General features: G+C 69.6%; 22 protein-coding genes. 12 read left to right on the top strand and 10 right to left on the bottom strand.

All coding sequences use genetic code 11. From position 1 onward, the window contains the following. Positions 1 to 9: 9 nt before the first annotated feature. Positions 10 to 399, top strand: a complete 390-nt coding sequence (locus tag LVY72_RS11140) for a DUF4180 domain-containing protein (protein ID WP_237820807.1) — start codon at positions 10 to 12, stop codon at positions 397 to 399. 32 nt (positions 400 to 431) lie between these two features. On the opposite strand, the gene LVY72_RS11135 is transcribed toward LVY72_RS11140, so the two are convergent. Beyond that, positions 432 to 1,139, bottom strand: a complete 708-nt coding sequence (locus tag LVY72_RS11135) for an RraA family protein (protein ID WP_237820805.1) — start codon at positions 1,137 to 1,139, stop codon at positions 432 to 434. Positions 1,140 to 1,278: 139 nt separating this feature from the next. On the opposite strand from LVY72_RS11135, the gene LVY72_RS11130 reads away from it, so the two are divergent. Then, complete coding sequence (locus LVY72_RS11130) at positions 1,279 to 2,217, top strand: 2-dehydropantoate 2-reductase (RefSeq protein ID WP_237820803.1); 939 nt, start codon at positions 1,279 to 1,281, stop codon at positions 2,215 to 2,217. Here LVY72_RS11130 and LVY72_RS11125 read toward each other — a convergent pair. The 3 genes from LVY72_RS11125 to LVY72_RS11115 are packed head-to-tail and all read right to left on the bottom strand — an operon-like array spanning position 2,207 to position 3,830. Next, the gene (locus LVY72_RS11125; protein ID WP_237820801.1) at positions 2,207 to 3,178 is read right to left on the bottom strand and encodes an NAD(P)-dependent alcohol dehydrogenase; all 972 of its coding nucleotides are present in this window, start codon (positions 3,176 to 3,178) and stop codon (positions 2,207 to 2,209) included. The two genes, LVY72_RS11130 and LVY72_RS11125, sit on opposite strands and share 11 nt — an antisense overlap. Beyond that, positions 3,175 to 3,408 carry a helix-turn-helix transcriptional regulator gene (locus LVY72_RS11120; RefSeq protein ID WP_237820799.1) on the bottom strand — a complete coding sequence of 78 codons (234 nt, stop codon included), beginning with the start codon at positions 3,406 to 3,408 and terminating at the stop codon, positions 3,175 to 3,177. The genes LVY72_RS11125 and LVY72_RS11120 overlap by 4 nt, the downstream gene beginning before the upstream one ends. Further along, on the bottom strand, positions 3,402 to 3,830 hold the full coding sequence (locus LVY72_RS11115) for a hypothetical protein (protein ID WP_237820797.1): 429 nt from the start codon (positions 3,828 to 3,830) through the stop codon (positions 3,402 to 3,404). Before LVY72_RS11115 ends, LVY72_RS11120 begins: the two co-directional genes overlap by 7 nt. A 210-nt stretch (positions 3,831 to 4,040) precedes the next feature. Between LVY72_RS11115 and LVY72_RS11110 the strand changes: the two genes are divergently transcribed. The 3 genes from LVY72_RS11110 (at position 4,041) to LVY72_RS11100 (ending at position 7,152) form a co-directional block, all read left to right on the top strand. Further along, positions 4,041 to 5,480 carry an amidase gene (locus tag LVY72_RS11110; protein WP_308190765.1) on the top strand — a complete coding sequence of 480 codons (1,440 nt, stop codon included), beginning with the start codon at positions 4,041 to 4,043 and terminating at the stop codon, positions 5,478 to 5,480. A 101-nt stretch (positions 5,481 to 5,581) separates the two neighbouring features. Continuing rightward, the gene (locus LVY72_RS11105; RefSeq protein WP_237820795.1) at positions 5,582 to 5,950 is read left to right on the top strand and encodes a cupin domain-containing protein; all 369 of its coding nucleotides are present in this window, start codon (positions 5,582 to 5,584) and stop codon (positions 5,948 to 5,950) included. Beyond that, the gene (locus tag LVY72_RS11100) at positions 5,947 to 7,152 is read left to right on the top strand and encodes a serine hydrolase domain-containing protein (protein ID WP_237820793.1); all 1,206 of its coding nucleotides are present in this window, start codon (positions 5,947 to 5,949) and stop codon (positions 7,150 to 7,152) included. Before LVY72_RS11105 ends, LVY72_RS11100 begins: the two co-directional genes overlap by 4 nt. Positions 7,153 to 7,165: 13 nt before the next feature. Here the strand turns inward: LVY72_RS11100 and LVY72_RS11095 are convergent, their stop codons facing one another. Continuing rightward, positions 7,166 to 7,798, bottom strand: a complete 633-nt coding sequence (locus LVY72_RS11095) for an acetate uptake transporter (protein ID WP_237820791.1) — start codon at positions 7,796 to 7,798, stop codon at positions 7,166 to 7,168. Between the two features lie 212 nt (positions 7,799 to 8,010). Between LVY72_RS11095 and LVY72_RS11090 the strand changes: the two genes are divergently transcribed. The 4 genes from LVY72_RS11090 to LVY72_RS11080 all read left to right on the top strand — a co-directional run bounded on the left by LVY72_RS11090 (position 8,011) and on the right by LVY72_RS11080 (position 11,304). Next, positions 8,011 to 8,241: a hypothetical protein gene (locus LVY72_RS11090; protein WP_237820789.1), complete on the top strand. Its 231-nt coding sequence runs from the start codon at positions 8,011 to 8,013 to the stop codon at positions 8,239 to 8,241. Positions 8,242 to 8,403: 162 nt separating this feature from the next. Then, a complete protein-coding gene (treS, locus tag LVY72_RS11085; RefSeq protein ID WP_372463702.1) occupies positions 8,404 to 10,743 on the top strand; it encodes a maltose alpha-D-glucosyltransferase in 2,340 nt (779 codons plus the stop codon). Between the two features lie 24 nt (positions 10,744 to 10,767). Continuing rightward, positions 10,768 to 11,016: a hypothetical protein gene (locus LVY72_RS24885; RefSeq protein ID WP_372463699.1), complete on the top strand. Its 249-nt coding sequence runs from the start codon at positions 10,768 to 10,770 to the stop codon at positions 11,014 to 11,016. Positions 11,017 to 11,085: 69 nt separating this feature from the next. Beyond that, positions 11,086 to 11,304 carry a hypothetical protein gene (locus LVY72_RS11080; protein WP_237820785.1) on the top strand — a complete coding sequence of 73 codons (219 nt, stop codon included), beginning with the start codon at positions 11,086 to 11,088 and terminating at the stop codon, positions 11,302 to 11,304. A gap of 99 nt (positions 11,305 to 11,403) precedes the next feature. Here LVY72_RS11080 and LVY72_RS11075 read toward each other — a convergent pair whose 3' ends face one another. Both LVY72_RS11075 and LVY72_RS11070 read right to left on the bottom strand, forming a co-directional pair. Continuing rightward, a complete protein-coding gene (locus tag LVY72_RS11075; RefSeq protein ID WP_237820783.1) occupies positions 11,404 to 11,946 on the bottom strand; it encodes a YceI family protein in 543 nt (180 codons plus the stop codon). A 109-nt stretch (positions 11,947 to 12,055) separates the two neighbouring features. Continuing rightward, complete coding sequence (locus LVY72_RS11070; RefSeq protein ID WP_237820781.1) at positions 12,056 to 12,658, bottom strand: NADPH-dependent FMN reductase; 603 nt, start codon at positions 12,656 to 12,658, stop codon at positions 12,056 to 12,058. Positions 12,659 to 12,799: 141 nt separating this feature from the next. Here LVY72_RS11070 and trhA point away from each other — a divergent pair, with 141 nt between their 5' ends. After that, positions 12,800 to 13,504 carry a PAQR family membrane homeostasis protein TrhA gene (gene trhA, locus LVY72_RS11065; RefSeq protein WP_237820779.1) on the top strand — a complete coding sequence of 235 codons (705 nt, stop codon included), beginning with the start codon at positions 12,800 to 12,802 and terminating at the stop codon, positions 13,502 to 13,504. Between the two features lie 4 nt (positions 13,505 to 13,508). On the opposite strand, the gene LVY72_RS11060 is transcribed toward trhA, so the two are convergent. Both LVY72_RS11060 and LVY72_RS11055 read right to left on the bottom strand, forming a co-directional pair. Further along, complete coding sequence (locus tag LVY72_RS11060) at positions 13,509 to 13,934, bottom strand: pyridoxamine 5'-phosphate oxidase family protein (protein WP_237820777.1); 426 nt, start codon at positions 13,932 to 13,934, stop codon at positions 13,509 to 13,511. A gap of 204 nt (positions 13,935 to 14,138) precedes the next feature. Further along, positions 14,139 to 14,372 (bottom strand): hypothetical protein, encoded by a 234-nt coding sequence (locus LVY72_RS11055; protein WP_237820775.1) that lies wholly within the window; start codon positions 14,370 to 14,372, stop codon positions 14,139 to 14,141. 184 nt (positions 14,373 to 14,556) lie between these two features. Here LVY72_RS11055 and LVY72_RS11050 point away from each other — a divergent pair, with 184 nt between their 5' ends. Next, the gene (locus LVY72_RS11050; RefSeq protein ID WP_237820773.1) at positions 14,557 to 14,760 is read left to right on the top strand and encodes a cold-shock protein; all 204 of its coding nucleotides are present in this window, start codon (positions 14,557 to 14,559) and stop codon (positions 14,758 to 14,760) included. Positions 14,761 to 14,917: 157 nt separating this feature from the next. Here the strand turns inward: LVY72_RS11050 and LVY72_RS11045 are convergent, their stop codons facing one another. Further along, the gene (locus LVY72_RS11045) at positions 14,918 to 17,449 is read right to left on the bottom strand and encodes an ATP-dependent Clp protease ATP-binding subunit (RefSeq protein ID WP_237820771.1); all 2,532 of its coding nucleotides are present in this window, start codon (positions 17,447 to 17,449) and stop codon (positions 14,918 to 14,920) included. Positions 17,450 to 17,886: 437 nt separating this feature from the next. On the opposite strand from LVY72_RS11045, the gene LVY72_RS11040 reads away from it, so the two are divergent. After that, entirely contained in the window at positions 17,887 to 18,288 is a 402-nt protein-coding gene (locus tag LVY72_RS11040; protein ID WP_237820769.1) for a VOC family protein, read from the top strand. Positions 18,289 to 18,383 lie beyond the last annotated feature (95 nt).

Genomic DNA, 18,383 nt, shown 5'->3' with positions numbered 1-18,383 from the left:
ATTCGGAGCATGCGCCGTGAAGACAATGACGGAATCCGGGTCCTGTTCGTGGAGCCGGACGGACCGGTGATTTCGACGTCGGAACAATCGTCCGATCTGATCGGCAACGCCTGGGTACAGGGCGTGGAGGTGCTGGCCCTTCCGGTGGCGCGGCTGGATCCGGAGTTCTTCCGGCTGCGGTCGCGGTTCGCGGGCGAACTGACCCAGAAGATCGTCAACTACCAAGTCAAGCTGGCCGTGATCGGCGACGTGGGCGAGTGGACCGGGCAGAGCGGGGCCTTCCGCGATTTCGTTGCGGAGGCGAATCGGGGCGGGCACATCTGGTTCCTGCCGGACGCCGCAGCGCTCGCGGCGAAACTGGCGCCCCGGAGCCTGCAGCCGGTGCGGTCCGAGGGGTAGCCTCGGGCACCTGGGGCGGGTGGCGCCGGCGGTTATTCCTCGACGGCGCCGCCGACGGCCCGCAGGTGGCTGCGGAAGGTGAGGGACGGGTCCTCCCGGCGCCGGGCCAGGTAGGTGCCGAACTGCACCTGGCTGCGCAGCGATTCTCCGGTCCGGATCCGCTCGGCCTGCTGCCGCTCCGTGTGGTGGATGGCGTCGGCCAGTGTGAAGAGCTTGCCGGCGGCGTCGGCGGGAATGAACAGCACGCCGTCGTCATCGCCGAGCACCAGGTCGCCGCTGCCGACCGTCCAGCTGCCGACGGCGGCGGCGTCCAAGGCGTCCGGGGGCCCGGCCGTGGCCTGGAGCGGGCCGGTGGGGATGGCGCCGAGGCTGAAGACCGGCAGCCCGATCGCGCGGATCTCGGCGGTGTCCCGGTGCAGTCCCCAGACCACGACGCCGGCCAGGCGCGCGGCACGGGCCTCCAGGACGATCAGGTCACCGACGCAGGCCTCGTCGAGCCGCCCGCCGTTGTCCACCACCAGCACCCCGCCCGGCGCGGCACCCTCGAAGGCTTCGAGGAACACATCGACGCTGCCCGTATGCCGGGCCGGGACCACCCGGCCGGCCAGCCGGCTGCCGGGGAGGACGGCTTGCATCCGCGCCGGGGCACAGCGGACCGGGACCCCGGCGCGGATGCAGGCATCGGCCAGATGGGCGGTGGTCAGCGACGCAAACCGGCGCCGCAGTTCGTTCTGGTCCATGCCTGTTTCCTCCCGCAGGGTCCACCGGGTCCTGCACGCCAGACTAGCGCGTCCGGCGGGAGCCGCGGAGGTCCGGTCAGGATAAAGTGTTGCCAGCCGGCGCCGTCCGGCTGCGGAATCGAAGCCGGACGGGAGTGCGATGAGAATACTGATTGCAGGGGCGGGGGCCACGGGCGGCTATTTCGGCGGCCGGCTGGCGCAGGCCGGACGGGATGTGACGTTCCTGGTCCGCCCGCGCCGGGCCGCCGAACTGCGCGGGGGCCTGCGGATCTCCGGGCCCGTGAAGGACGAGACGATCCCGGTGCAGACCGTCACGGCGGAGGAGCTGGACACCCCTTACGACGTGGTGGTGGTCGCAGTCAAGGCCGGTGCCCTGGACGCCGTCGTGCAGCAGCTCGCCCCCGCCGTCGGCCCCGGCACGATGATCCTTCCGTTCCTCAACGGCATGTCCCACCTGGACGTGCTCACCGCGCGCTTCGGGCCGGAGCACGTGCTCGGCGGGCTGGTGAAGGTGGTGGCGACGGTGGCCGGGGACGGCCACATCCAGCAGATGCACCCGCTGGCCACGATGGCCATCGGGGAGCAGTCGGGCGAGCGCAGCCGGCGCATCGAGGAGCTCTACCGGGAGCTGTCCGTGCCCGGTTTCGAACTGTCGCTGTCCCCGGACATCGTCGCGGCGATGTGGCACAAGTGGGTGTTCATCACGGCCGCGGGCGTGGTCACCTGCCTGATGCGCGGTCCGGTGGGCGACATCGTCGCCTGTCCCGGCGGGGAGGACTTCGCTCTGGCCGTCATTGCCGAGACCGAGGCGGTGGCCGCCGCAGCCGGCCATCCGGTGCCCGACGGCGAGCATGCGCTGAGCGTGGGACTGCTGACCGAACCCGGCTCCGGATTCACCTCCTCGCTCTACCGGGATGTCACGGCCGGGCTGCCGCACGAAGGCGAACACATCCTGGGCCGGTTCGTGGAGCGCGCGGCCGGGCTCGGCGCCGCGGCGCCGCTGACCGGGCTGGCCCTGCTGCAGCTGCGCGTCCACGACCGGCAGGCTGCCGGGCCAGGCCCCCGCGCTACACCGTGACGACGAGCTTGCCGCGGGCCTGGCCGGCGCGCAGGCGGCGGATGGCGTCGGCGGCCTCGACGAGCGGGTAGGTTCGGTCGATCACCGGCGTGAGCTGGCCTGCCTCGATGAGTCCGCGCAGGTCGCGCAGGTCTTCCTGGCGTTCCGCGGAGACGAAGGTGCGCAGTTTTTGGCGGGTGAACGGTGAGAGCAGGCTGGCCCGCAGCTGCCGGTCGATGCCGCCGAAGACGCGGCCGCCGCCTTCGCCGCCGGCAATGACGAGGGTGCCGCCGGGTGCCAGGGCGCGCCGGAGCCGGGTCAGCGGGTTGTTGCCGGCGATGTCGAGGATCAGGTCGTAGCGGCGGGCGCCGTCGGCAAAGTCCTCCCGGGCGTAGTCGATGACGTGGTCCGCGCCGATCGAACGCACCAGGTCCGCCTTCGCGGCGCTGCACACCCCGGTGACCGTGGCCCCGAATGCCTTGGCGAGCTGGACCGCGAACGTGCCGACCCCGCCGCCGGCGCCGAGGATGAGCACCGCCTGCCCCTGCTGCAGCCGGCCGGCGTCGCGCAGGCCGTGCAGGGCGGCGCAGGCGGAGACGGGCACCGCCGCGGCCTGCTCGAAGCTGAGGTTGGCCGGCTTCGGTTCCAGCCGGTTTTCCCGGGTGCAGGCGTACTCGGCGTAGCTGCCCGCCGGCGCGGTGCCGAACACCTCGTCGCCGGGCCGGAACCTGGTCACGTTGCGCCCGACGGCGCTGACGATCCCGGCCACGTCCCGTCCCCGGACCCGCACCTTGGGGCCGCGCAGCCCGAAACCGAGGCGCAGCAGGTAGGGCTGCCCGGCCATCAGGTGCCAGACTCCGGCGTCGACGCCCGCCGCCCGCATCTGGACGAGCACGTCGTCGTCGCCGGGTTCGGGGGTGTCGATGTCCGCCAGGCGCAGGACGTCGGGGGAGCCGTACACATCTTGCACAATCGCTTTCATGGAACTTCTCCTTCTTCGGCGGGGTAACGGAAGACTTCGTCCAGCGGCACCCCGAACACCCGGGCGATCTGGAAGGCCAGTTCGAGCGAGGGCGAGTAGCGGCCCTGCTCGATGGCGATGACGGTCTGGCGGGTCACGCCCAGGCGCGCGGCCAGCTCGGCCTGGGTCATCTCGCCGTGCGCGAACCGCAGCCGGCGGATGTCGTTGGTGACCCTGGTCGGCTTCACCATGCCGGCAGGCCCCGGCGGTAGGCGACGAGCTTGGCGACGGACCCGAGGACCGCGGACAGCACGAACGCGAGGTAGATGGTGTTGGCGATCCAGAAATGGGGGACTTCGGCCATGGCCATGACCAGTGCGGCGACGCCGCCGATGACCAGGAACGCCTGGCCGGTATACTCGCCGAACCGGTAGATCTCCCGGTCCCGCTGGTCCTTTTTTCCGGCACCGTCGCGCAGCACGATGCCGGCCAGGATGTTCAGCACGATCGAAACGAGGATCGCCCCGCCGATCGTCCACAGCATGGCCGCCACGTACGGCACTTCGGCCAGCGGGGTGCCGGCTGCCTGTCCGAGCACGACGGCGAGGTAGGTTGCGTAGCCGCCGACGGCGACCGCCAGCATGATCCAGGTGCTTCGTTCTTCGGCTCCCACAGTTGCTCCCCACAGCGTTGGTCCTTGGCAGAATTAGTGTCAAGAATATTTGACTTTGTGTCAAGTATCAATGACTTCATTCCGGATCGCCCGGCGTCCTGCCGCAGGCATATGGGTGGGCTGAAGGTGGGCCGGGTCATAAAGTAATGTTTTCAACACTCTGGCTGCAGCGATCGAACACAATTTCCGCTCCAACGGGAGGGAGGCGCCGTGAGTGAAGACACCCGGCAGGGCACTACCAGCGGCGCCACGGGCGCGGCCCGGCCCAGCGCGATGAGCGCCGCGGCACTCGCCGAGGCCTACGCCGCGGGCCGGTTGAATCCCAGCGAAGTGGCCGAGGACGTGATCGCCCGGATCACCGAACGCGAGCGGGTGCTGAACGCCTTCTATGTGTTCGACGCCGGAGCGGTGCGCGCCGCTGCGGCCGCCTCCTCCGTCCGCTGGGCCGCGGGAGCGCCGCGCTCGCCGCTGGACGGCGTGCCGGTGACGGTCAAGGAGAACATTCCGCGCCGCGGCGTGCCGGTGCCGGCCGGCACCGCCCTGCCCAATCCGCCGGTCGCGCAGGAGAACTCACCGATCGTGGACCGGTTGGAGGAAGCGGGCCTGGTGATCCTCGGGTCCACCACGATGCCCGACTACGGGATGCTCTCCTCCGGCGTCTCCAGCCGGCACGGCATCACCCGGAACGCCTGGGATCCTGCGCTGACATCCGGCGGCTCCAGCGCCGGGGCCGGCACGGCGGCTGCGGCGGGCTACGGACCCCTGCATGTGGGGACGGATATCGGCGGGTCGGTGCGGCTGCCGGCGACCTGGGCCGGGCTGGCCGCCCTGAAGCCGAGTCCCGGCCTGGTCCCGCTGCACGAGCCCTATACCGGCCGGGCTGCGGGCCCGATCACGCGCAGCGTCGATGACGCGGCGCTGCTCATGACCGTGATCGGCCGGCCGGACCGGCGCGATTATTCGTCCCGGCCCTATCCGGCGATGGACTGGTTCGGCGGCGCGGCCGACCCGGCCGGCCTGCGCATCGGCCTGCAGCTTGATGCCGGGTCGGGAATCGAACCGGATCCCGAGGTGCTCGATGCGGTCAGCGGCGCCGCCGGGCTGTTCGCCGCCGCCGGGGCCCGGGTCGAGGTATTGCCGCCGTTTATGGCACCGGAGCAGCTCAAGGGCGTGGACGACTTCTGGCGGACGAAGTTCTACGCCCAGTACTCGCGCCTGTGCCCGCAGGAGCAGGAACTGATCCTGCCGTACGTCGCCGAGTGGTGCCGCCGGGGCGCACGCTGCGGCGGCGTCGAGACGGTGGCCAATTTCCACCGCATGGCCGAGATCCAGCAGGCCGCGGCCCGGGCCACCGGAGGCTTCGACCTGATGCTCTCGCCGGTGGCGCCGATGGCCGCCTTCCCGGCCGAATGGCCGATGCCGCAGCGGGACCCGGCCCTGCCGATGGGCCACATCTCCTTCACCCTGCCGTACAACATGTCCGGCCAGCCGGCCGCGTCGGTCAACTGCGGGTTCACCGCGGACGGCCGCACCATCGGGCTGCAGATCGCCGGCCAGGTGGCCGGCGACGACCGCGTGCTGGCGGCGGCCCGCTGGTACGAGAAGCACCGCCCGCCGTCGGCCGTCCCGGACTGGGGTGCGGTGGCCTGAACAGCGCGGCCGGAGGCGGCCGGAAACCCGTTGACCGCTTCCTAGGGCGCTTCCATACTGGGAGCTGTCGGCGTCCAACGTCATGATCGAAGGAGATCCTCATGGCACGCATGATCCGCAAGAGCCTGGACGAACCCGAGGAGACCCGGCCGTTCGAGGACGGCAAGGGCCGGCTCGACCTGGTCCATCTGGAGGCGGGCGGCGTCGGCAGGGCCGTCTTCGAGCCCGGCTGGCAGTGGTCCAAGCACGTCAAGCCGATCGCCCAGACGGACAGCTGCCAGGCGTCGCACGCCGGCTATGTGCTGTCCGGGAAGATCAAGATCGTGATGGACGACGGCGAGGAGAACGAATTCGGGGCCGGGGACTACATGTCCGTGCCGCCGGGCCACGACGCCTGGGTGGTCGGCGACGAGCAGTGCGTGGTCCTCGACTGGCAGGGGTACGTCGACTACGCCAAGCGCCAGGATTGACGGTTCCTGACCGGCTCCGTTCGGGCGCCTCCGGCGACGGCGCAGCTTTGAACGGGCTGCCCGGCATGCTGCAGGCCGCGGTGGACCGCGGAGCGCTGCCCGGGGCAGTGGCCCTGGTCGCGAGGGGACACCGGGTGGAGGTGGCCGCGGCCGGCTCGGCTGGCACCGGGGGCGTTCCGATGACCCGGAAGTCCATCTTCCGCGTCGCGTCGATCACCAAGCCCATCACCGCCGCAGCGGTGATGATGCTGGTTGCGGACGGTCGGCTGGCGCTGGAGGAGCCGGTCCGGCGGTGGCTGCCGGAACTGGAATCCCCGATGGTAGTCCGCACTCCGGCAGCACCGGTGGAGGACGTGGTCCCGGCGGCCCGGCCGATCACCGTGGCCGACCTGCTCACCTCCCGTGCCGGGTACGGTTTTCCGTCCGACTTCTCGCTGCCGGCCGTCGGACTGCTGTTCAGCGAGCTGAAGCAGGGGCCGCCGCAGCCGCAGGCGGTGGCGGCCCCGGACGACTGGATGGCGGCACTGGCCCGGATTCCGCTGCTGTACCAGCCGGGGGAGGCATGGCTGTACAACACCTGTTCCGACATCCAAGGCGTGCTGGTGGCCCGGGCAGCGGGCCGGCCGCTCCCCGAATTCCTGGCCGAGCGGATCTTCGAGCCGCTGGGTATGGTAGATACCGGCTTCGCGGTCCCCGCCGGCAAGCTGGACAGGTTCACTAGCTACTACCGGACGGATCCGGCTGGCGGACTTGAGCTGGTGGACGGCCCCGGCGGGCAGTGGAGCAGCCCGCCGGCGTTCCCGTCCGGTGCAGGCGGGCTGGTCTCGACCCTCGATGACTGGTACGCCTTCGCCCGGATGCTGCTCGCCGGCGGAACCACGGACAGAACTGCCGGCCGGGAGCTGCTCCCGCCCGGCGCGGTGCGGCAGATGATGACGGACCAACTGACCCGGGCCCAGCGCGAGTCCGGCCGGCTGTTCCTGGAGGGCCAGGGCTGGGGCTTCGGCGGATCGGTCGACGTCGAGACGATCGATCCGTGGAACGTGCCTGGACGCTACGGCTGGGTCGGCGGGACCGGGACCGCGGCGCACGTGACGCCCTCCACCGGAGACGTCAGTATCCTGCTCAGCCAGATGGAAATGTCCGGGCCGACCCCGCCCCGGACGATGCGTGACTTCTGGCGGTACGCCGCCGGGACCTGAAGGGGGCCCGGCCTCACCGCGGTCCGACCGGCAGCAGCGTGCGCTTGAAGGTGAAGTTGGCCACGACGGCGAAGGAGGCGTACCAGGCCAGCAGCGCCGTGACGATCCCGAGCCAGCCGCCGAGCCGGGTCATGGCCGCCACCGCGCTGAAGGCGCCGATGGACAGGGCGAAGAACGTCAGCGTCAGGACAACGAAAACGGCGAAAACGGCCGTATTGGTGTGCCAGGCGGCAACGGTCATGTAGAGGGTGAAGATGCCCCAGGCGAGCAGGAACAGGCCCACCCCCTTTTCCGCGTCCGCTCCGGCGCCGCTCAGGTCGGTGAACCGGGCCAGGAAGGCAAACGCCATCCAGAATCCGCCGTACGAGCAGAACGCGGTGGCGCCGAAGGTGTTTCCCTTGGCGAATTCCCACAGGCCTGCGGCAAACTGCACCAGGCCGCCGTAGAAGAGCGCGAGCCCGAAGACCACGCCCTCGGCGGTGCGGGGGATCAGGCCGGCATTGAAGAAACTGAGCACAAAGGTCGTCAGGGCGAAGGCGGCCAGGCCCAGGGCGGCTGGATCGGCAAAGCCCGCGCCGGCCGCAACCGGTGCCGGGTTGCCGGCTAGGCGGGCGGATCCCGCCGGAGAATCCGACTCGATGCTCATGGTCCGACTCCTTAAAACGCTGCATTCCAGAAGGCGCCCCATATCAGGCTAGCACCGAAAATGCAAATCAATGCGGGCCCGGCGGCTGCGGAGCCGCCCGTTCCTGCGGAGCCCCGTAGACAGTGCCGCATGCCGGGTGCTAAAGATCATTCAGTGCCGGCCCGGACGCGCGCTGGACGGTGCCGGCGACCCACTACGGAAGGCGCAGAGCCATGGATATCGAGACCGCCACCGCCTCCGGGATCTACCGCGGCCTACTGGATATGCAGGACCGCCTGCTGGAGCTTGCGGCCGAGGACCGGCTCAGCCTGGAGCCGAACGCGCTGCCGGCCCACGGGACGGTCCGCGGTGCCGTCGACGAGGTCAACGCCCATTTGGAGCAGGCCCGGCAGATCCTGGCCTGGCTGGAAACCCGGGACGGCGAGGACGCGGGGCAGGCCTGACGGACGGACCGCCGTCGTCGGCCCGAACGTGCCCTGGCCCCGGCGGCCGCACTGGCAGCCTCATCGGCGGCGTGGCAGTGTTGGAAGCAGCCGCATAGTTGGAATAGCCGCATCCTGCGGCCGCCTGCCGGAAAAGATCTAGGAGATAGCCCCATGGTCGATATGGTTCCTTCGGAAGAGCGCGCCGTCGAAGTCCGCGCGGACCTCGACGACGTGGAGACGGTGCAGGAGGAAGCCAGCGAGGCGCCGGTCCCGGAGATTACCTTCGACGAACAGTTCTACCCGGCCCGGCCCCGGGCGCTGCGGCCGAAGGCCCGCCGCCGGCACTTCCAGCCCGGCCGGCCGCCGTTCGAGCCTGATGCCCGCAACAGCGTCTATGTCGAGTGGCTGCGGAACCAGTCCATGCTCGGGGATGCGAAGGTGCTCGCCCGCCAGCTGTCCGGGCAGGCGAGCATGTGGCAGAACCCGTATGCCTACCCGAATCCGCGGGCGGCGGTGGATCGGGCCTCGGTATGGTTCACCGCCTACCCGCTGTCCCTGATCACCAAGCCCGGCCAGTCCTTCCTGGCCGCCTTGGGCGATCCCGAACTGTGGGGGGCCTTCCAGCAGATCGGCATCAAGGCCATCCACATCGGTCCGGTGAAACTGGCCGGCGGGCTGACCGGCTGGGAGCACACCCCGAGCATCGACGGGCACTTCGACCGCATCAGCATGGCCATCGACCCGCTCTTCGGCAGCGAGGACGAGTTCCGGAAAATGTGCGAGGTGGCCACCGGGCACGGCGGCACCATCGTGGATGACATCGTGCCCGGCCACACCGGCAAGGGCGCCGATTTCCGGCTGGCGGAGATGAACTTCCGGGACTATCCGGGGATCTACCACATGATCGACATTCCGGAGTCGGACTGGACCCTGCTGCCGGACGTGCCCGAGGGCGAGGATTCGGTCAATATCGACGTGGCGACCGAAAAGGCCCTGCAGGACGCCGGCTATATCATCGGCGAACTGCAGCGGGTCATCTTCTACGAGCCCGGGGTGAAGGAAACCAACTGGAGTGCCACCCCGCCGGTCATGGACACCAACGGCAAGCTGCACCGCTGGGTCTACTTGCACTATTTCAAGGCCGGGCAGCCCTCGATCAACTGGCTGGACCCGACCTTCTCCGGCATGCGGCTGGTGATGGGGGACGCGCTGCACTCGCTGGTGGACCTGGGCACCGGCGCGCTCCGGCTCGACGCCAACGGCTTCCTGGGCGTGGAGAAGAGCGCCGAGGAGCGGCCGGGCTGGTCCGAAGGCCATCCGCTCTCGGCCGCAGCCAACCAGATCATCGGCAGCATGGTGCGGAAGGTGGGCGGCTTCACCTTCCAGGAACTGAACCTGAGCATGGACGACATCAAGGCCACGTCCGAAACCGGCCCGGACCTGTCCTACGACTTCGTGACCCGGCCGGGCTACCACCATGCCCTGGTGACCGCTGACACCGAGTTCCTCCGCCTGACCCTGCGCCAGGCGATGGAGATCGGCATCGACCAGGCCTCCCTGGTGCACGCGCTCCAGAATCATGACGAACTGACCTACGAACTGGTGCACTTCATCACCCAGCACAAGGACGATGTCTTCGAGCTCGACGGCGGGGAGGTGACCGGCGCGGAGCTGGCCCAGACCATCCAGCAGACGCTCCGCGACGGGCTGACCGGCGAGGCCGGCCCGTACAACCTGGTCTTCACCACCAACGGGATCGCCTGTACGACGGCGAGCGTGATCACCGCGGTGCTGGGCGTCACCGACCTGGCCTCGGTCACGCCGGAGCAGACCGCCCAGGTCCGGCAGGTGCATCTGCTGCTGGCCATGTACAACGCGCTGCAGCCGGGGGTCTTCGCGCTCTCCGGCTGGGACCTGTGCGGCATGCTGACCGTGGACCGGTCCCAGGTGGCCCGGCTGATGGCCCGCGGCGACACCCGGTGGATCAACCGCGGTGCGCACGACCTGATGGGTTTCAACCCGTCCGCCGAGGCGTCCACCTCGGGCATGCCCCGGGCGGTGTCCCTGTACGGCACGCTGCCCGCACAGCTGGCGGACGAGTCCTCCTTCGCCCGGCAGCTGGCACGGATCCTGGCCGTCCGCGAGGAGCACGGCATCGCCAAGAGCTCCCTGCTCGACGTTCCCGACGTCTCGCACCGGAGCATGCTCGTCATGGTGCACCGGCTGGAATCGGGCGACCTCGAAGTCACCGTGCTGAACTTCTCCGGCCAGGACATTGCCGGCACCGTCCGGTCCGAGCACCTCGGGCTCGGGGCCGAGGTCACGGATGTGTTCAGCGGCGAGCCGGTGGGCGTGGTGGACGACCTGCACAGCTTCTACATCCAGCTGGGGGCCTTCCAGGGCACCGCGCTGCTGGTGACCCCGCCCGCCGAGGAGGCCGTAGAGGACGCCGCCGTCGGGAATGCGGCCGGGAACGGCGGCGGTTCGGCCGCGGGCGGAAGCACGACGGCGGCCGGCTGAGCGCCGCCGCCCCGGCCCGGGGATGTGCAGTGGTCGCGGCGGTTCAAGGACAACCAGGAGCGGCTGCGCACCGGGGACATTTTCGTGATCGCCGGCCTGGTCCGGACCTCACGCGCCGGCTGCGGGCCAAGGGCACCATGTCGCATGCCGAGAAGGACATGTTCCAGTACGCGCGCCGGCCGCCGTCACCCAGATCGCCCTTTCCCAGGGCGTGGCCCTGGCCGAGGCGGCGGCCCGGGACCGGACCGGGGAGTCCGCGGGCACCTGGACTGAGTTCCGCCGACCTCTTGCAACACCGGGAGGAAGCGGCATAATTGTCCAACCCGGTGTTAGGAGGGACCCATGCTATTCCTCTCCGCGACCGAAGCCATGCTCTGGCCGCAGCTGCTCAAGCTTGCCCCGGGGCAGAGCATGGTCCTGGCTGCCGGTGTCTTCCTGGGCCGGTCCGAGGACGGCAGGCCGTTCCTGGCCGGGACGTTCGGCTCGCTGCGCACGGGGCCGGCCGGCGATCCCTGCGGACCCTGGTGCCGGTACGGCCGCCTGGACCAAGCGGCCGGCTGACGGACCGGACGGGGAGGGGCCCGGACATCGCCGGAAACAGCGAAAGCACGACGCCGGCACCCAGTGGGGTGCCGGCGTCGTGCCTGTCCGTGGGAAGGGTCAGTTGGCAGGCAGGACGAAGGCTGCGTCCACGTCGATGGTGACTTTGTCGCCGACCAGCACCCCGCCGGCCTCGAGGGCGGCGTTCCAGGTGATGCCGAAGGCCTTGCGGGAGATCTGGGTGGTGGCGGAGAACCCGGCGCGGGTGGTGCCGAACGGGTCCACGGCCATGCCGCCGAACTCGACGTCGAAGGTCACCGGCAGGGTGGTGTCCTTGATGGTCAGGTCCCCGGCCAGCTTGAACTGCTCCGGGCTGCCGGACACGCCGGTGGCGGTAAAGCTCATGTTCGGGAACTGCTCGACGTCGAAGAACTCGGCGCTCTTGACGTGGGCGTCGCGGTTGTCGTCGTTGGAGTCGAAGGAGGCGGTCTTCACAGTCGCCTGGACCGAGGAGCCGGCCAGGCTCTCGCCCACGGTCAGGGTCGCGTCGGCCTCGGTGAACTGGCCGCGGACCTTGCTGATGCCGGCGTGGCGGACCACGAAGCCGATCTCGGTGTGGGCCAGATCCAGGTTCCAGGTACCGGGGGTGAGTTCGATGCTCATGCGTGTCTCCTTCAACAACGACGCCGGACCCTCCGGCGTTACATGCTTATGCATGTAACTATGACGGTTATTTGTTGAAGTGTCAACTGTTTCGTGGCATGTCCGGCGGCTACTTGGTGGAATCGGGGTCCTGGTCGCCGATGTGCCCGGGCGCGTTGGCGTCCAGGACGCGCTGGACGAAGGCGCAGTACTCGTCCATGTAGTGGCGCAGGAACCTTTCGGTGCCCTCGTCCCGGACCTCGCCGTCGTCGCCGAAGGTCTCCGGGCTGAACTTGACGTAGGCCTCGGGGGAGTTCAGCTGCGGGGCGTCGAGGAAGCTGAGCACGGCGCGCATGGAGGACTGCATCACGGCGGTGCCGATGTTGCCCGGGGAGGCGCCGATGATGCCGGTGGGCTTGCGGGCGAAGGAGTTGGTGCCCCAGGGCCGGGAGCCCCAGTCGATGGCGTTCTTCAGGGCGCCGGGGATGGAGCGGTTGTATTCGGGGGAGATGAACAGCAGGCCGTCGGCGGCCTCGATCGCTTCCTTCAGCGCACGTCCCGCGGCCGGGTAGTCGGCGTCGTAGTCATAGCTGTACAGCGGCAGGTCCCTGATCGGGATCTCGGTAAACTCCAGGCTGTCGGGGGCCAGCTTGATCAGCGCCTTGGACAGGGTGCGGTTGATGGAACCGCTGGCCAGACTCCCGACGAAATAGCCGATCCGGTGAGTGGGCATGGGGGTGTTCCTTCCCGGTAGCCGTGCTGGGCCACCAGTTCAGCACACGGCGCGGCGCCGGTCCAGAGCCGCTGCGATTCGTGGAGACCGCCGGACAGGCTGCCGGTTACCATGGATCCGAGCGGAAGGCGGTGTCACGGCATGACTGAAGAACCTCCGCCGCCAAACATCCCGCTCCTCGACGATGAGCTTGCTTTTCCGGACGAGGAGCGGCCGACCTGGCGGGGCTGGATCCATGCCGCCACCTTTCCGGTGGCGGTCGTCCTGGGCATTGTGCTCGTGGCCTCCGCCGACGGTGCTGCCGCCAAGATCTCCACGGCCATCTACGCGGCGACGTCGCTGCTGCTGTTCGGCATCAGTGCCCTGTACCACCGGTTCAGCTGGAGTCCCCGCGTCAAGGCGGTCTTCCGCCGCGCCGACCACGCCAACATCTTCCTGCTGATTGCCGGGACCTACACGCCGCTGGCGATCCTGTGCCTGGCGCCGGAACGGGCAGCCTGGCTGCTGTCCCTCGTGTGGGGAGGGGCGCTGCTGGGCATCGGCTTCCGGGTCTTCTGGATCGGTGCACCGCGCTGGCTGTATGTGCCGCTCTACCTGCTGCTGGGCTGGGCTGCGGTGCTGTACCTTGGCGACTTCTTTGCTGCCAACAGCGCCGCCACGCTGCTCATCGTGGCCGGTGGCGCCTGCTACACTGCCGGCGCGCTGTGCTACGGACTGAAGAAACCCAATCCCTTCCGCGGCGTCTTCGGGTTCCACGAGGTCTTCCACCTGCTGACGCTGCTTGCCTTCCTCTGCCACTGGACGGGCATCCTGCTGGTTGCCTCGGATCCTCCCGTGCTGACTTGATGCATTACCAGCGCTCCGGGGCGGGTCCCAAGGCGAACCTGCGGCCAGTGATCTTCTGCGGGGCGATCTCCACGAAGACGTATTTGAGCGTCGGAATCCATGAATGCATTGGAAGCTGGGCGGCCGCCTCGATCTCGGTGCCGGACTCGAGCGTCCTGGCGGTGCCGTGGACGATGACGCTCCACGCGTACTCGTCCGTGTAGCCGTCGATTTCCAGGGCCACCCGGCGGTTGATAGTCAGGTTCACGAGTTTGCTGCCCTGGGCCGTGCAGAAAAGCACGACGCCGTCGTGGGCGAGGTAATTGATGGGGAAGATTTCGGGCTGGTCTCCCACGCTGACGGCCAGCCGGCCCAGATCCGACCCGGCCAGCAGGTCCCAGGATTCGGTTTGGTCGAGATCGGTGACAGGATTCTCTTGGTCGGGCAACATGGCATTCTCTTCTCCGGGCCGGACGAGTCCAGGTCCAAGGTGGATACCGCGGTGTGGCCGGATGGACATCGATCCGGTGGATGCATAAGCAGAATACCGCCCGGATGCAGCGGATTGTCAGCTCGCTGGGGCCGGAGGCAGGGGCGGGCAAACAGCCGGCTGGCTGTTTCGCGGCCCCGGGCGGACACGCCCAGGCCAGTACGCCTAGGCGATGAGGTCATCGGCGACGCGGTTCAGGTCCGCCGCCCACTCTGCGGACCGTCCGGCGGTCCCGGTCCCGGCCTCAAAATTGCGCAGTGCGTCCGCAATGAGGTTCAGGGCCTCCGATATGTTGGTCCTGACCTCGTCGTATCCCTGATCGGACCGGGGGTCCGTCGAAGCGCCGAGCAGGAGCTGCGCCCCCGCCCGGATAACTAGGGATGCCTGGTATTCATCCATTCTGGTTCCCCCGCTATCTCCGCCGGTGAGACGATGATACGCCCGGCGAGTACCGGTCGAATTGTGTTCGAAGCCGCCGGACCTCTTGTTCCGGCGCGGCCGGGAACGTAGCGTTACCCATGGACGGCGGGAACGGGGCACCGGGATGGGGCCCGCAAGGCCATCCGGCATGAAAGAGCATGATATGGCAACAGGCACGGTCAAATGGTTCAACTCCGAAAAGGGCTTCGGTTTCATCGCACCCGATGACGGCGGCCCGGACGTTTTCGCGCATTTCTCGGCGATCACCGGCGGGGGTTACCGTTCCCTCGAAGAGAACCAGAAGGTCGAGTTCGAGATCACCCAGGGCCAGAAGGGCCCGCAGGCGTCGGATATCCGGCCCCTGTAGTAAAGGCGGAGCGCGGCGCAGGCGTTAGTTCGCCAGACGTCCGTCCGTAGACAAGGCACGACGCCGGTACCAGGCAGGCACCGGCGTCGTACGTCTTTGCCCGGAACCGGCCGGGGAGGCTTCGGCCTCCCCGGCCGGCTGCCGTGTCCGGCTCCGGCTAGGCGGCCGCGGGTTCCGGCGCGGCTTCGGCCCGGACGGCCAGCTTGCCGCCGTCGACCGTGACCGCGACCAGGCCGCCCTCGGCCAGGCCGCCGGCCACCAGCAGGTCCGCGACCGCATCGTCCAGCTCGCGCTGGATGACCCTGCGCAGCGGCCGGGCGCCGTACTCGGGCTCGTAGCCGCGCTCGGCGATCCAGTCCACCGCGGCCTCGTCCACCACCAGGCCGATGCCCTGCGCCTGCAGCCGGGCCTCGGTGCGGGCCAGCTGGAGCCGGACGATGGACCGCAGCTGCTGCCGGTCCAGCTTGCGGAACAGCACGATCTCGTCGATCCGGTTCAGGAATTCCGGCCGCATCGATTCGCGCAGCCGACCCATCACCCGGTCCCGCAGCGCCTGCTCGGAGCCGAAGCCGTCGCCGCCATTGGGGGTGAAGCCCAGGGCGCCGCCCTTGCTGGCCAGGAACTCCGAGCCCAGGTTGCTGGTCATGATCACCACGGTGTTGCGGAAGTCCACCGTGCGGCCCTGGCCGTCGGTCAGGCGTCCGTCGTCGAGCACCTGCAGCAGCAGGTTGAACACATCCGGGTGCGCCTTCTCGATCTCGTCCAGCAGCACCACCGAATACGGCTGGCGCCGTACACGCTCGGTCAGCTGGCCGGCCTCGTCGTAGCCGACGTAGCCCGGAGGGGCACCGACCAGCCGGGACACCGTGTGCCGTTCACCGAACTCGCTCATGTCGAAGCGGGCCATGGCGTTCTCGTCGCCGAACAGCGACCGGGCCAGGGCCTTGGCTAGCTCGGTCTTGCCCACGCCGGTGGGACCGAGGAACAGGAAGCTGCCCACCGGCCGGCCGGCGTCGCCCAGGCCGGTACGGCTGCGCCGCACGGACTTGGCGATGGCGGCCACGGCGTCGTCCTGACCGACGACCCGGGCGTGCAGCTCCTGCTCAAGCCGGGCCAGGCGTCCGCGGTCGCCCTCGGTCAGCCGGGCAGCCGGGATGCCGGTGGAGCGGGCGATGAGCTGGGCGATTTCGGCCCCGCCGACGACACCGGGCTGTGCCGGCCCGCCGGGTCCGCCCGCCGCGGCGGCGAGCCGGGCGTTCAGCGCCTCGATCTCGTCACGGATCCGCGAGGCTTCCTCATAGTGTTCCCGGGCGACCGCGGCGTTCTTGGCCGACTCCAGCTCGGCGACCTTTCCACGCAGCGCGTCCACGTCCTCGCGCGGACCGCGCTGCAGGCTCAGCCGCGCCCCGGCCTGGTCGATCAGGTCGATCGCCTTGTCCGGCAGGAACCGGTCGGTGATGTAGCGGGCGGACATTTCGACGGCGGCACGCAGCGCCTCGTCCGTGTACCGCACGCCGTGGTGCTCCTCGTAGCGGTCCTTCAGCCCGGCCAGGATCTGCACCGCGTCCTCGATGGACGGCTCGCCGACGGTCACCGGCTGGAACCGGCGCTCCAGGGCCGGGTCCTTCTCGATCTTCCGGTACTCCTTCAGCGTGGTGGCCCCGACCAGGTGCAGTTCGCCGCGGGCCAGCCGGGGCTTGAGGATGTTGCCGGCGTCCATGCCTTCGCCGCCGGCGCCGACTACGGTGTGCAGTTCGTCGAGGAACACGATGATGCCGTCCTGCTGCGCGCTGATCTCGTCCATTGTCTTGGTCAGCCGTTCCTCGAAGTCGCCGCGGTAGCGGGTACCGGCCAGCATGGCCGGCAGGTCCAGCGAGACCACGCGCTTGCCGCGCAGCTGGGCCGGGACCTCGCCGGCGGCGATGGCCTGCGCGAGCCCCTCCACCACGGCGGTCTTGCCCACGCCGGCCTCGCCGATCAGCACCGGGTTGTTCTTGGTGCGCCGGGCGAGGATCTCCACGGCCTGCTCGATTTCGTCCTGGCGGCCGATCACCGGATCCAGCTTTCCGCCGCGGGCGCGCGCGGTCAGGTCGATGCCGAACTGGTCCAGCATCGGGGTCCCGGAGTCCGGCGCGGACTGGCCGGCAGCGGCCGGCGCCGGTTCCCGCGTGCCGGCCTGCTGCAGGGACTGCGGCGTAATGCCGGCCGCGGCCAGCAGCTGACCGGCGGGTGCCTCCTGGTTGAGCACGAACGCGAAGAACAGGTGCTCGGGATCGATGTAGGTGGAGCCGAAGGCGCGGGCCACCTGGTAGGCGTCGAGCAGTGCCCGCTGGGCCGACGGCGTCAGCGACGGTGCGGCCTCCACCTGCTGGCCGGACTTGCCGGGCAGGCGCTGCTCGGCGGCGCGGACGATCGCGGCCGGATCGGCTCCGGCCTGCTTCAGGTGTGCCGCGGTGGGGTCCTGCCCGACCATGACGCGCAGGATGTGCAGGGCGTCGACCTCGGTGTGGCCGAGCTCGACGGCGAACTGGGCGGCCCGGGCCAGCAGCTCGTGCGAGCGGCGGCTGAGCAGCCGGGTGATGTCGATGGGGCGCCCGGCGCCGGCCGCGTGCTGGCCCTGCAGGTACCGGGCGAGGAATTCGTCGAAAGAACCGCTGCCGGAAGCCGCGGGTCCGAAGAACAGGGGCATGAGTCCTCCTTACAGACTTGAGTGCCTTCGACTCAACTTAACGCAGACGATGGAATTTTATTCCACGGCCGCCCGAATGCAACCGCGGTCCCCGGTACTGGCGGCCTGAAGAATCACGATTTGGTAACGGCGCTATGATCGAGACAGAACGGTCTGTCGGTCTCCGGTTTGCCGTGTTGTATTGGCTATGCGCGAAGCGCCATCCTGCCGGCCAGCCTCCCCAGGCCGTGACTCCCACCGCCAGGATGCCTCCGCCTCCCGGCTGGCCCCCAAGCAGCCCGGAGGCAGGTGCGGCCTCCGGTGGCCACCCCCAAGAGCCATCGGGGGCCGCACTCCCAGCCCGGTCCGCCCGTTCCGGCCCCTCCCGTGGCGCGCCTTCGTGACGGCGCCGTGCCGGCCGTTTTGACGCCCGCCGGCTGCCGGGCAATGATCAGGGCATGGAAGCACTGAGCAGCCGGGTCCTTCTCCGGCCTTCCGATCCGATCAAGAGCCAGGTGTTCTACCGGGACGTCCTGGGGCTGGCCGTGTACCGCGAATTCGGCGACCCGCGCAGCCCGGGCCTGGTCTTCTTCCTCGGCAACGGCCTGCTGGAGGTTTCGGGGGAGCGGGAGGCCCAAGGCCCGGGCCGCCTCGAGCTCTGGATCCAGGTCCGGGACGTCCAGGCCGAACACCGGAAGCTGCAGGACGCGGGGGTCAGCATCATCCGCCCGCCGGTGCAGGAGCCGTGGGGCCTGGTGGAGATGTGGATCGAGGATCCCGACGGCGTGCGGCTCGTGCTGGTGGAGATTCCCGAGGACCACCCGCTGCGCCGCGACCGGCGCAATCCTGCGGACCTGTAGCGGCGCCAGCGGGTCCCGTTGGAGGTCCGGGGTGCCGCCGTTCCCAGCTTCGACGCTTCGCTCCCTTCTTTAGCTGTCAAGCAATGCCCTGACCT

Origin of the sequence: Arthrobacter hankyongi, from assembly GCF_022012395.1 — a bacterium.
Lineage (GTDB): Bacteria > Actinomycetota > Actinomycetes > Actinomycetales > Micrococcaceae > Crystallibacter > Crystallibacter hankyongi.
The sequence above is the reverse complement of the archived record's forward strand: the minus strand, read 5'-3'. Positions and strand labels throughout refer to the sequence as shown.

Excerpts from the sequence above, each read along its gene's own strand:
- LVY72_RS11090 (WP_237820789.1), top strand. The coding sequence starts at position 8,011 with ATGGATATCGAGACCGCCACCGCCTCCGGGATCTACCGCGGCCTACTG.
- LVY72_RS11040 (WP_237820769.1), top strand. The coding sequence starts at position 17,887 with ATGGAAGCACTGAGCAGCCGGGTCCTTCTCCGGCCTTCCGATCCGATC.
- LVY72_RS11095 (WP_237820791.1), bottom strand. The coding sequence starts at position 7,798 with ATGAGCATCGAGTCGGATTCTCCGGCGGGATCCGCCCGCCTAGCCGGC.
- LVY72_RS11055 (WP_237820775.1), bottom strand. The coding sequence starts at position 14,372 with ATGGATGAATACCAGGCATCCCTAGTTATCCGGGCGGGGGCGCAGCTC.
- trhA (WP_237820779.1), top strand. The coding sequence starts at position 12,800 with ATGACTGAAGAACCTCCGCCGCCAAACATCCCGCTCCTCGACGATGAG.
- LVY72_RS11105 (WP_237820795.1), top strand. The coding sequence starts at position 5,582 with ATGGCACGCATGATCCGCAAGAGCCTGGACGAACCCGAGGAGACCCGG.
- LVY72_RS11125 (WP_237820801.1), bottom strand. The coding sequence starts at position 3,178 with ATGAAAGCGATTGTGCAAGATGTGTACGGCTCCCCCGACGTCCTGCGC.
- LVY72_RS11045 (WP_237820771.1), bottom strand. The coding sequence starts at position 17,449 with ATGCCCCTGTTCTTCGGACCCGCGGCTTCCGGCAGCGGTTCTTTCGAC.
- LVY72_RS11060 (WP_237820777.1), bottom strand. The coding sequence starts at position 13,934 with ATGTTGCCCGACCAAGAGAATCCTGTCACCGATCTCGACCAAACCGAA.
- LVY72_RS11135 (WP_237820805.1), bottom strand. The coding sequence starts at position 1,139 with ATGGACCAGAACGAACTGCGGCGCCGGTTTGCGTCGCTGACCACCGCC.
- LVY72_RS11130 (WP_237820803.1), top strand. The coding sequence starts at position 1,279 with ATGAGAATACTGATTGCAGGGGCGGGGGCCACGGGCGGCTATTTCGGC.
- LVY72_RS11050 (WP_237820773.1), top strand. The coding sequence starts at position 14,557 with ATGGCAACAGGCACGGTCAAATGGTTCAACTCCGAAAAGGGCTTCGGT.
- LVY72_RS11075 (WP_237820783.1), bottom strand. The coding sequence starts at position 11,946 with ATGAGCATCGAACTCACCCCCGGTACCTGGAACCTGGATCTGGCCCAC.
- LVY72_RS11120 (WP_237820799.1), bottom strand. The coding sequence starts at position 3,408 with ATGGTGAAGCCGACCAGGGTCACCAACGACATCCGCCGGCTGCGGTTC.
- LVY72_RS11070 (WP_237820781.1), bottom strand. The coding sequence starts at position 12,658 with ATGCCCACTCACCGGATCGGCTATTTCGTCGGGAGTCTGGCCAGCGGT.
- LVY72_RS11140 (WP_237820807.1), top strand. The coding sequence starts at position 10 with ATGCGCCGTGAAGACAATGACGGAATCCGGGTCCTGTTCGTGGAGCCG.
- treS (WP_372463702.1), top strand. The coding sequence starts at position 8,404 with ATGGTTCCTTCGGAAGAGCGCGCCGTCGAAGTCCGCGCGGACCTCGAC.
- LVY72_RS11080 (WP_237820785.1), top strand. The coding sequence starts at position 11,086 with ATGCTATTCCTCTCCGCGACCGAAGCCATGCTCTGGCCGCAGCTGCTC.